Annotated in this window: 9 protein-coding genes and 1 pseudogene; 1 reads left to right on the forward strand and 9 read right to left on the reverse strand. The window is 30.1% G+C overall.

Features of this window, described 5'->3' with window-relative positions; genetic code table 11:
• Positions 1-135: 135 nt before the first annotated feature.
• Positions 136-1,671 (forward strand): hypothetical protein, encoded by a 1,536-nt coding sequence (locus THEXY_RS09025; RefSeq protein ID WP_013788534.1) that lies wholly within the window; start codon positions 136-138, stop codon positions 1,669-1,671.
• 184 nt (positions 1,672-1,855) lie between these two features.
• Here THEXY_RS09025 and THEXY_RS09030 read toward each other — a convergent pair whose 3' ends face one another.
• The 9 genes and pseudogenes from THEXY_RS09030 to THEXY_RS09070 form a co-directional block, all read right to left on the reverse strand.
• Positions 1,856-2,617 (reverse strand): TIGR02391 family protein, encoded by a 762-nt coding sequence (locus THEXY_RS09030; protein WP_013788535.1) that lies wholly within the window; start codon positions 2,615-2,617, stop codon positions 1,856-1,858.
• Between the two features lie 139 nt (positions 2,618-2,756).
• The gene (locus tag THEXY_RS09035; protein ID WP_013788536.1) at positions 2,757-5,549 is read right to left on the reverse strand and encodes a DEAD/DEAH box helicase; all 2,793 of its coding nucleotides are present in this window, start codon (positions 5,547-5,549) and stop codon (positions 2,757-2,759) included.
• Complete coding sequence (locus THEXY_RS09040; protein ID WP_013788537.1) at positions 5,546-6,724, reverse strand: hypothetical protein; 1,179 nt, start codon at positions 6,722-6,724, stop codon at positions 5,546-5,548. Before THEXY_RS09040 ends, THEXY_RS09035 begins: the two co-directional genes overlap by 4 nt.
• Positions 6,721-7,413, reverse strand: a complete 693-nt coding sequence (locus THEXY_RS09045; protein ID WP_013788538.1) for an OmpA family protein — start codon at positions 7,411-7,413, stop codon at positions 6,721-6,723. The genes THEXY_RS09040 and THEXY_RS09045 overlap by 4 nt, the downstream gene beginning before the upstream one ends.
• Positions 7,403-9,025 carry a MotA/TolQ/ExbB proton channel family protein gene (locus tag THEXY_RS09050; RefSeq protein ID WP_013788539.1) on the reverse strand — a complete coding sequence of 541 codons (1,623 nt, stop codon included), beginning with the start codon at positions 9,023-9,025 and terminating at the stop codon, positions 7,403-7,405. Before THEXY_RS09050 ends, THEXY_RS09045 begins: the two co-directional genes overlap by 11 nt.
• Positions 9,026-9,133: 108 nt before the next feature.
• Positions 9,134-9,832 (reverse strand): hypothetical protein, encoded by a 699-nt coding sequence (locus tag THEXY_RS09055; protein ID WP_013788540.1) that lies wholly within the window; start codon positions 9,830-9,832, stop codon positions 9,134-9,136.
• 8 nt (positions 9,833-9,840) lie between these two features.
• Complete coding sequence (locus THEXY_RS09060; RefSeq protein WP_013788541.1) at positions 9,841-10,251, reverse strand: protein-export chaperone SecB; 411 nt, start codon at positions 10,249-10,251, stop codon at positions 9,841-9,843.
• An 11-nt stretch (positions 10,252-10,262) separates the two neighbouring features.
• Positions 10,263-10,871 (reverse strand): RAMP superfamily CRISPR-associated protein, encoded by a 609-nt coding sequence (locus tag THEXY_RS09065; RefSeq protein WP_013788542.1) that lies wholly within the window; start codon positions 10,869-10,871, stop codon positions 10,263-10,265.
• A gap of 116 nt (positions 10,872-10,987) precedes the next feature.
• Positions 10,988-11,716: pseudogene (locus THEXY_RS09070) on the reverse strand (mannose-1-phosphate guanylyltransferase); the annotation flags it as partial.
• Between the last annotated feature and the right edge of the window lie 7 nt (positions 11,717-11,723).

Here is an 11,723-nt window from a genome sequence, read left to right on the forward strand (position 1 = left end):
ACATTGTAAGATTTTTTCTTTATATTTTCCTTTTTTTAACATATATGGTTGCATTCTATCTTGACTTTTTTAAATCGCCCCAATAATCGAAATGGATGGTGTTTTTACCATACTACTTGTTATTGAGGTGATTTTATGTTGGGCGCATGGCGTTCGCATTCTGATTATCAGTCTTTCCTTGTCGAAAATATTCAACCCATTTATGCTTCAGATAAAAATCGTGTCATTCAATTTTCTGAAGCTTTATCTAAACTCTATAATGAAGCTTTATCTAAACTCTATAATTTAGATCTTGATGTTCTTAAATCTGTACTGGAACCTTATTACTCTAATACTGGTTCTCCAGCCAAAAATCAGCCTGAAGTTTTTCGGTCTTTTGTACTTATGTCTCTTCTTAAATGTCACAGTATTACTAAATGGGTTTACATGCTTCATCATGATGACCTTTTGTGTTACATGATTGGCGTGTCTCCTGATAATATTCCTGGTGTTGGTACTCATTATGACTTGATTAACAGGTTATGGCTTGAGGATCCTGATATTGAAAAAGACCGACAGGATTCTCTCCATCCTTTTAAACGCAAACCACGTAAAAAACTTGCTAAAAATCAGAAGCTTCCACCACGCCACCCTGGTATTATACAGAAATTTGTTGATTTGGCTTTACAGGGTAAAATTTTTGAGTCAAGACCTGAGAAGCTTCTTCAACAAATTTTTGCCGATGTTGCTGTTAGGCCTTCCGCCAATGCTGGCATCCTCGGTGATATTGAAAAACTTACTATTTCCGGTGACGGTACTTGCATTAAAACCGGCGGAAGTCCTTTCGGTATTAGAACTTGTGATTGTGCTAATAAGGGTATATTTAATTGTGACTGCCATCGCAAGTTCTCTGACCCCGATGCTCGCTATGGTTGGGATAGTTATCATGAGACATGGTTTTATGGTTATTCTGGTTATTTTTTAGTGACATACAACGAAGAGCTTAAATCTGATATTCCGATTTATCTTCGCTTGGTTGAGGCTCCTCGTTATGATGGTGTTACTGCTATTATTGCTTTGTCTGAAGCAAGGGCTTTGTATCCTGATTTCGTTTTTGATAAATTTATTGGTGATTGTGCTCATGATAATTACCCTACTTATCATCTTCTTAATAAGTGGAATATTAAACCTGTAATTCCGCTTAATAAGAAGAATAAAAACAACAGCAAGTACCAAGGTACTATTAAAATCAATGAAAATGGTATTCCTGTCTGTATGGCAGGATTACCTATGGTTTACAATGGTTTTATGAAAGACCGTAACAGAATTAAATGGCGCTGTCCTTTTGCGACTGGTAAAGTTGATTCATGTAATTGTAAAGATAAGTGCTCCTCTTCTGATTATGGTAGAACCGTTTATACGAAGCCTTCATCTGATCCTCGCTTGTTTACCGTCATTCCACGTGGTTCTGATGAATGGAAATGCGAGATGAAAAAGCGAACTTCTTCTGAGCGTGTTAACAAAAGGCTTCTTAATGACTATGAGTTGGAGCTATCTAAAACCAGAGGCAAAAAGCGTTGGTCTTTCTGGATTATGATACATTCTATTAATATCCATCTTGATGCTAGATTGAAAAAATCTAAGTTTGATTTTATTTCTATGCTTGATGGATTATTAGGTAGAGCAGCATAAATATTGAGATTCCATATACTGTTAATTTTTAAACCTATTTTATTAGGCTTTATTTCTTATACTCTTTTTTTAAATTGATTTTCATTATTTTACATTTTCTTTCCTCTTTTCAGTATTTTATCGCAAAGGCTTTGTTATTTTCTGTATCTAATTTTTAATTTATGCCATAGTATGACGTTGGAAATTAGTTTCCGAAATCACACTTATTTAATTTTTCAACAATTTCTATATTTCTTAAAACTTTTTTACCAGAATCAGTTAACTCAAAATTTCCTATTCCAATGAAATCACCTGTATCAAAATCATAATTATTATCATTAGTTACATAACGGACTAAATCAAGTTCAGTCAATACTTTAAATTGAGAATCTGTAAAACCATTTTCATATAATTCTTCATAAAATGAATTAATGTCACTATCTAATACCCAAGTATTTTCGAGAAATTTTAGTAAATTGTATAAAACTAATCTATTTTCAAAGTTACCAAATTTAAGTATTCCATCTATACCGCCAATATCTTCATAACTAAGTGATGAAGCATCAATCAAATCTAATAATTCACTTGCAATTATCATAATTCTTAAGCATATTTCTCTTGTTATTTTTCTTCCATCGTGTGCACAATAATTTCTGTAATATGCAAATACACCACTAAACATACGTTTAGCATTTTCTTGCTGTTCATCTCCCAGCGGAACTCTTAATTTTATATGTATAGTATTTTTCTGCTTTTCATTATCATTATTAGAAAATAATTCTTTTATCAATGATATTCCATATAATTTTCTACTGTCATCTCCAGCAATTCTTGCTTTTTCCTTTAATGCTAATTCAACCAAAACCATCGCCTTATGTGATGCACAGTCATAATGGCCTTCTAAATACAAAGATAAACAGTGTTTTTTAATCTTGGGACTTAATATTTCATCAATATCTATATTCACTATATCACTCCCTTACTCTTTAAATCTATCTCATCTGCTTTTGCTTTAATTATTTTTATATTTTTACATTGGAATCATATATTTGACCTTAAATATGTATTTGTAAAATCTTCACCTCGAAGTTTTTTGTCAAAACAAGTTACATAGACCAAGCGGAAAAATCTTGCAACAGATAATCGTAATTTTCTTCTTCTATATTCACGTATCTCGATGGTATAATCACTTCATTAAGAAGTTGAATCTTTTTTTGCAACACCTCATTTAAACGTTCTTCTACTGTTTTTCCTCTGCTGCTTGTACATATAGGGTAATATATGTTTACCTCACGAGTCTGGCCTATTCGATAAACTCTATCTGTGGCCTGTTTTTCAACAGCTGGATTCCAATCCCTCGTATAATGAATAACATTATTGGCTTCTGTTATAGTAATGCCTACGCCAGCAGCTCTTGTAGAAAGTATAATAATATTAAATCCCGGAGATTTTCTGAACTTATCAATAACGCTCATCCTATCGCCTTTGATGTTACCATTTATTACAAGGCAATTTATTCCGAAAACATCCATGATAACTTTTCTCAATATCGTCTGCATTTTTATATAATGGGTAAATATTACCGCTTTTTCGCCTTTTAGTTTTATTTCATTCATAATCTCTATTAGGCGTTGAAGTTTTCCAGACTCATTTATAAACTTATAGGTATCCCCATCTCCGTCATCTTGTATAAGGCGTGGATGCGCACACAACTCCATTAACTTTTGCAAGACACCAAGGGGCGATTCCTTTTTCTCGTTATTTTTGTAATTTTCTATCAACTGACAATATAGTTTCTCCTGAAAAGTCGTAAGTTCTACTTCAGGAAAAATCTCATTCTTAGCAGGAAGTGATAAAATGCCATCTTTTGTTCTTCTAAGGTACACAGGTCTTATCGTATTTAATAGCTTGTTTTTTATTGCTAAATATTCTTCATTTTTATTGCCTATAGCATCCTCTATAGGTTTCTGATATGTTCTTCTGAAATCATGGTAACTTGATAAAAGGCCCGGTTGAACATAATCCATTATACACCATAGTTCACCAAGGTTATTTTCTACTGGAGTGCCAGTCATGGCTATTTTGATTTTGGCCTTTAAGGCTTTGACAGCTGAAGTAGTCAAAGTTGTGCTGTTTTTTATTCTTTGGGCTTCATCGCAAACAATAGCCTTCCAATCTATTTGCCCCAGCAACAGCTGATCTCTGACAAGCGTCTCATAAGTCGTCAATATAATTTCATAATTCTTAAGTATCTCAGGTGTTTTATATCTTTGATAGCCAGAATGCCTATATATAGAAGTAATTTCAGAAAACTTTCGTATCTCGTTTTCCCAAACATTTAACAAAGTATATGGAGCTATGATTAATGTAGGTTTTAGTTCATTACATTCTTTTAGATAACATAAAAAACTAATTACTTGTAAAGTTTTGCCTAAGCCCATATCATCAGCAAGCAACCCACCGAGGTGATTTTCGTATAAGCCCTTAAACCATAAAAATCCTTCTTTTTGATGTTCATACAGATGACAATTCTTCAAATACATAGGATATGTAAAATCTCTTGTGCTAAAATCACCTATAAATTGTTTTTTCAAGTTTAATGCAGTCTCATTGTATTCCAGATCATCTAAATTTTCGTATATTTTTAAGACATAAGGCAATCTGGTAATATCTATTTTTTGCACCTTTGAAAATGATTCATTATTAGCTATATTTAAAAACCTATTTGCCTGCTCTATATCAATCTTTATCCACTTGCCCTTATAATTTACATAATCTTCTCCACTTTCAATTGCCTTTTGGACCAACTGACTGTATTCAAGAACATCTATTTTATCATCACCTGTTAATCCATACTCCTGTACATTATCAACATCTTCATCAAAAGAGCCTACATCTTCATGTATGATTCCTCCCACTTCAAAATCAAACCATCCGGAATCTTTATCCTTTTTTATATTTATGTACGGATTAGCCCTGTATACCTTAAGACCTAATTCCTTCACTCGCTTACTGAAATTAGACAAATCTATATCTTCAGGCAAAATTGAATATGGATCAATCAGAAACTTAGGAATCTCAGATCCTCTAAGATGTCCTCGATTAACGATTTTATTATAATTCTTAAGAACCTCATCTTCGAAAAAAATTCTTTTCCTTTTTATACCCTCACCGTATAGAGTATTGTACTGTTTTAACACCTTATCTTTACTGTCCTTTAATAGGCTATCAATTTCATCCCCTAAAACAGGTACAATCTGAAGGTGATCATCATCATACTTAATTATATCTACATCTAATTTTTCAGAATAATAAACTTCTTCGCTTTCTAAAAATCTATCAAAAGTCACATTAGCTGTCTTAGCTTTATATTTAACCTTTGCAACTATCTTTGCTTGTGAAATAGGATCATCAGTCGGCTTATACGCGTCTATTTCTTGTAAAAGGCTATAGAGATTTAATGGTATTAAATACATACAGCCTTTGTGTAATATTATATTATTAATTCTTCTATCCAAAGGCCCCATCTTCTCATCTTTTACGTATACCTCTGGTATCAACTTAAAATCATTACTCCCAAAAATACCTCTCGCCTTTATATGAACTTTAATAGCATTATCTTCAATAGGAAGACTAAGTATACGCCTCTTTTCTTCATCAATATTGTATAAAAATTCATAAGGTATAATGTATGAGTTATCTTTATCCTGTAAAATACCTTGCTGCCATAAGTCTTCAAGTACATTTAATTTTTCCAATTCTTTAGTTGAAATGTTTTTAAAGTATTCTACTGGATTTAAAAAAAGCGGTATTTTTATTTCAAATATATTTTTTCTCTGTTGAACATTACTTACTATTTTGATGCCTTCATCAGTTAACGAATTAGATATATTTATCAATCTAAACCACCCTTTAACAGCAACAATACAGTGTTATAAGCTCTTAATTCCCATTTTCCTTTGTGTATTATCCTAGCTATTGCAATGCTTTCATCTTTAAAAAAATTATCACTTTTTGAACTACTTTCATTGGCAAATGGTCCAAACCTTTGCTTAAAAATATCTAATTTATATATATATGCAGCACCAATAGGATCAAATTCAACTACTACAAATTTATTAAAATATATAAAATAGATTGCTTGATTACGTTTATTCCTTCTAACCACATTAAAATCCTTAATATAATCAATATATTCTGACCAAAAATTATATCTGGGGCCATCAAGGTGTTCTTTCATCAAATTATCTAAATACCATTTTCTACATCTATTCCATACTGGTTCAGAAACATCTCTCCAGAAAAAATCTATTTCTCTATTTTCAGGCATTTTATTATATTCCAAAATATATTTCATTATTTTTGAGTCAAGTTCAGAAAAGAAGACATTTATCACGTAGTTTTCAACAAACATCAATAATTCTTTTTGATTATAAGATTTTATTATATCCAGAATAACCTCTGGATTACTCCTTATATAAGATTCTTTATCGCAATATAAATAAAAATATTTTTTTATATCCAATCCAAGTCTTAACTTTTCACTAATTTTAAATGTATTAAAAAATTTATCTAAATCAAGTCTTGTTTTACTTATATTAACACAAACAAATTTAATTACATCGTCTCTAACTACTATTTCATTAATAAATTGTAATATCTTTTCATCTCGAAAAAGTTCTATAAAAGCTTCTTTAAATTCATTGCAAAACTTTGTAAAATAATGTACATATGTTTTTTTAAAATAATTATTCTGATACAGTTCCCAGAGCATATTTGCAAATTTCTTTTTAAACCTCAACCTTATAATTTCATAAACTTTATCAGGATCGATGGTAAAATCATCGCCAGCAAGATAATTAATCAAAATATACAATTCACGATTATTAAGAGAAAAAGCCATATCTCGTATATCATTATATGGTGTCTTATCTATTTTTTGTAACAACAAAAGCCTTTCTTCTGCATCATTATATTTCTTAAAAGATACTACTTTGTTAACATTACTGGATACTATAGAATTTTTGATTTCTATCAATTTATAAGGTATATAAAGAAAATCATATTTACTCACTTTGTAGAACCCTTCCCTAGGACTTTTTGCATCTCCAGTATCATTTCTTCTTCTTTTAAGCGAAACTTAAATTCTACCCTTCTGGATTTTTCTCTATTTACTTTCCCATTTTCAATAATCAATTGGCTGTATGAACGACCATTAGCTGTTATATACGGCATCAAATCCGATTTTACCTTAGAATCGATACCTTTTATATCAGATTGCAATATATACCTAACAACTTCAAAAGCCCTCTTCTGAGAAAGCTCCAGGTTGTACACATAGTCACCGGTATCATCAGTATGCCCTTCGACAATTATCTGGGAAATGTATTTTTTAAATTTCGGATCCATAAGTATCGATATGTACCTGGGGAAAAATTCATTTAAATATCTTTTACCTTCATCTTTTAGCTCAAACTTATCCTTATCAAAAAATATACCTTCGCTAAAACTTATTGCACCTGTTTGAGGATCTATGCTAAGAGAAAGATCTGAATTTTTAAATTCATTTAAAAGCTGATTTATGATGCGAGCCCTAACACCAATTATTTCATCAACTTTTGCCTTTTGTGCATTTAGCTCGACAGCAATACTAGCATATTTATAAATCATAATAACAATTAAAAGTGCAAACATTAAAAGTAGCGCTGCCATCAAGTCCGAATAAGACTGCCAATAATCATGTACATTATCTTCATCCTTCAATTGTATTCATCTCCTTGTCTTCACTTCTCAAAGTCCTCTTAAATTCCATAATAACCTTCGGCAATTCATCCACAGATTCTTTAATTTCACTCAATGTTGAATTTAGATAACTTATTATATTGGCAAGCTCTTCATCGAATAGAGATAGACTTCGTTTAAGCCCTTCATGCGTCTTATTAGCAAACTCGTCCATTGATTGTTTAAGGCTGTTGTTTAAAATATCGATATTCTTACTTATATTGGCATAACTCGTCTGCAGTAACTCAAACTTTTCATTAATTTCCGATATATAATTAGATACAATTTGAACATGTTCTGTTTTGTCTTTTAATAATAAATCCTTTTGCTGGTTAATTTCATTCATCATTTTTAACATATCTTCAACAAGCATATTTACATTCAAAGAGACCGATTCCAACTTCGATATGTTTTCAACAAGATGTTCATTAGCTGCATTTACTTTATCGAAATAATCAGAGAAATTTGTAATTGCGTTTTCAATAGCCTTATTAACATCTTGTAAATTCAGTATGTTATTTGACAATTTTTCCATGAGTTCATTCATGCCTTCTTTAACCATTTGCTGCCACTTTATCATCTCGTCAATTGACTCACCAAGATCCGTAAATTTTCCTTTTAGTGACGTATCCATACCTTCAATAAACTTATCGATAATCTTATTAACCCCTTCCAGCTGGTTTTCGTACGCTAGATTAGCAAATTTTTCAATCATTTGTTTAGATATTTCGCTGGATTGTTTAATCTCACCAATTGAATTATCAAAGGATTCCACAATTTTAGATGTGACATATTGATTTACGATATTAGCAAACTCAGGAAATATTCTCTGCTCCAGTATATTTGAAAATACATTGCTGATCTCAAGAGATAAATCTGATACAAATTTTTGCATGTATGTTTTTTGTTCCTCTTGAATGTCCCTTATTTCCTTAAGATAATAATCTATCCCCTTCTCATCAAAAATATTTTTATACAAAGAATGAAGTGTGTCTATTTTTTTTCTATAATAATTGAGTAGCTTCCTATCAACCCAAGACCAAACCAATGAAGAAATAAGACCAGCAATTGATGTAAGAAAAGCAAGATACATTCCCGAGATTAAATTATTTATTCCTTGCTCCAGTACTTGAGTATTACCTGAAAAATTTAGATCACTTAAACCTAAAACAAGTCCAACAAAAGTACCTAAAATACCAAGGCCTGTAAATACACCCGGCATCATGTTAAATATCTTTCGCTTGCCTGGAATCTCAACCAGGGCAGTATAATCAAACACATCTATAGCATTTTTTATATTGCCACTATAGCACATACTTTTAAACTTTTTAAGCAACTCAGTTATATCTTTGTCATTTTTTTCTTTTTCTATTATCTCATCTGTCAATTCAATAAGTTCTTCTAGCAACATATTTTTATCTGATGTATTTTGAATTTTTTCTATGTATGAATCAATAAGTTTAACATATCGTTTAGGTTTCCTATGAGTCCAAAAGTAAGTAATAAAAGCAATAACTACAATACCAAAACAAAAAACATCAGTAAAATCTGGGATTGATTTTATTATAAAAAGTACAAATTTTGTAAAAATCAAAAATTCCACCTCACTCCAATTATTCTCTTTATCTTTTCTTATCAGTTATATAAACATCCGTATAGTTTTCAAATTGCTTTCTGTAGAAATTTTTGATTCAGACCTTTGTTAAAGCGAAATTTTATCATATAATTCCCTACCGCCAATTATATTTATAAATCCATAATTATTTCCTTCCAAAATATTTTTAAAAATAGTAATCTCTCTTCTAAATGTGATAATATAAAAAAAGCTATAAGAATTTTGTTTAAAACAATTATATACTGCTTTTATAAAATCTAACTTTTTCCGACTTCTTTCTGAAATTTCTTCACTTATAAATGTTTTAATATCTGTCTTGCATTCAATAAACTCTCCATCACTTTTATCAATACAGATATATTCTTTGGTTATATGTTCAACAAAATCTTTATTAAAAAATACTAAATCAAAATCAGCATCACCTATTTTTTCCTCATTATAGATAATTATAGTTCTACACGTATAATCACAATTTTTTCCCTCTAATTTAAAAGGCCCTAATTTTTGAACTATATATTCTAATAAATTACCTCTTATATCATAGCATAGAAAGTCATTACACAATTTCAAAAAAATTTCACTTTCATATTCACTAATAATCATTGCATCCACATATCTTTGAATTAATTTTTTTATGTGTTTTTCGGTTAAATTACGTTTTTCATCAATTATAATTTTTGTAAATATATTTAGGAATTTTTTATCTGATAATAAAAAATCACCAAGCTTTTTAATTATATGATCTGCCTGGTAATCTATCTTTCTATTTATAATTTTATACCCCATAATTTCACCTAAACTATTTTATATGTACTTAAAATTAATGGTGGTAACCCCATTCTAACAGTCATAGAGGAAATCAATTCACGACCATATGGCCAAACATTTAAAGGTAAATTTATTTTCACAAATTTATCTATCAATTCTTTATCAATATTTGAAGCATTCTCTAAATGATAAGTAGCTATGAACTCGGCATTTATCTCTAATATTTCTATATCCTCTTTAACTCCCTTTACATTAAAACTTGCTTTACAATCGAAATTATCTCCTCGTAATTCACCTAATTCAAAATTATGATTAAAATTAACATTTATTCCCTGTAGTAATTTCTTATGATCACTCGTTCTTATACAATTTAATTTAGATAAGTAAATATTAACCAATTCTATATTTTTTATCATTTCTTTATAATTATCTTCCATTTTGTTCACCCTTATGCAGCATAGCTGCCTTCACTATCATCACAATTTAACATCTTCATTTGTTTGCTCTCAGTTATATATGTATCAATATAATTTTCAAATTGTTTTTTATACAAATTCTCAATAAACATAATTACATCATCAGGTATGTCTTTGTACCATCCCAATAAATCATTATAGAATACAATATCTTTTTTATAATTTTTAAATATTTCATATTCCTCTTTATAATTCAAAAATATCTTTTTCAATCTTTGTATTGAATCATAATCTAAAAAATTTAGATAGAAATAGTTACTAACTTTATCTTTCTTATCTTTCAGCGACTTCTTGGTTTTGCAATATTCTTCATACAACCATACATAATTATTTTCTTTTATCGCTTTTATATCGTTATTTAAATTATCCAATAGCCAATTAAAAAAGTCTTTAATATCATCATTAATACTGCGTTGTTCATAATTAAGTAAATAACTACGCAACATTCCTTTCAAAGTTGATCCAGGAATAAACTTATTTCCATTATAATCAGTATATCCATAATCTGTAATATAAAATTCCAAATTAATCATATTTTCACCTTCTTCTATAACAAAACATAATTGTTCCTTAATCACCATATTATCATACTTCCCTTTCTAAGTCTATAGTGCCTTATAATAATTATTTCCCATATAATGTATTCATATACCTATGAACTTATGAAAGGGAAAAATTAATCGAATAATTTTTGCCTTTATAAATACTCGCTATTTTTTTCCTTCAACTCCTTAAATACTTCTTTCGCATTCTGCGATTTATCCTTCGAGCATATTAAAAGTGCCTCTTCTGTGTCTACGATTATCACATCTTCTATGCCTAAAGTCGCAATGAGTTTATCGCTTCCTGTTATGATGCATTTCTTTGTGTCTACGCTTACGACATTACCTTTTATGACGTTGCCGTTCTCGTCTTTTTCGTACAATCTCTCTATTGATGTCCAGCTTCCTACATCATCCCAACCGAAGTCTCCCGGCACTACATATACATTCTTGGCTTTCTCCATTATGCCGTAATCTATCGATATGCTTTCAAGTTTTGAATATTCCTCATATAAGATTTTTTCTATCTCATCTGAATCAAAGTTTTCCTTTATAACATTTAATGCACTGTATAATTGTGGCATATATTCCTTTATCGCATTTAGTATTGCTGATGTCTTCCATATGAACATGCCGCTATTCCATAGGTAGTCCCCGCTTTCAACGTATTTCACTGCTGTATCATAATCCGGCTTTTCTACGAATCTTTCTACTTTATGTACAGAATTGTTGTTTATTATTTCATTTGTAATCTTTTTAAAGTTTATATATCCATATCCAGTCTCTGGATGCTGCGGCTTTATACCTATTGTGACAAGATTGTTGCCTGCTTTTGCTTTTTCTATTGCTGTTTTCAATACTCCTAAATAGGTTTCTTCATCTTCCCAATGC

The organism is Thermoanaerobacterium xylanolyticum LX-11 (assembly GCF_000189775.2).
Lineage (GTDB): Bacteria > Bacillota > Thermoanaerobacteria > Thermoanaerobacterales > Thermoanaerobacteraceae > Thermoanaerobacterium > Thermoanaerobacterium thermosulfurigenes.

Bases quoted from the DNA above. Each gene is read 5' to 3' on its own strand.
- THEXY_RS09025 (WP_013788534.1), top strand. From the start codon at position 136: ATGTTGGGCGCATGGCGTTCGCATTCTGATTATCAGTCTTTCCTTGTC.
- THEXY_RS09055 (WP_013788540.1), bottom strand. From the start codon at position 9,832: ATGGGGTATAAAATTATAAATAGAAAGATAGATTACCAGGCAGATCAT.
- THEXY_RS09060 (WP_013788541.1), bottom strand. From the start codon at position 10,251: ATGGAAGATAATTATAAAGAAATGATAAAAAATATAGAATTGGTTAAT.
- THEXY_RS09065 (WP_013788542.1), bottom strand. From the start codon at position 10,871: ATGGTGATTAAGGAACAATTATGTTTTGTTATAGAAGAAGGTGAAAAT.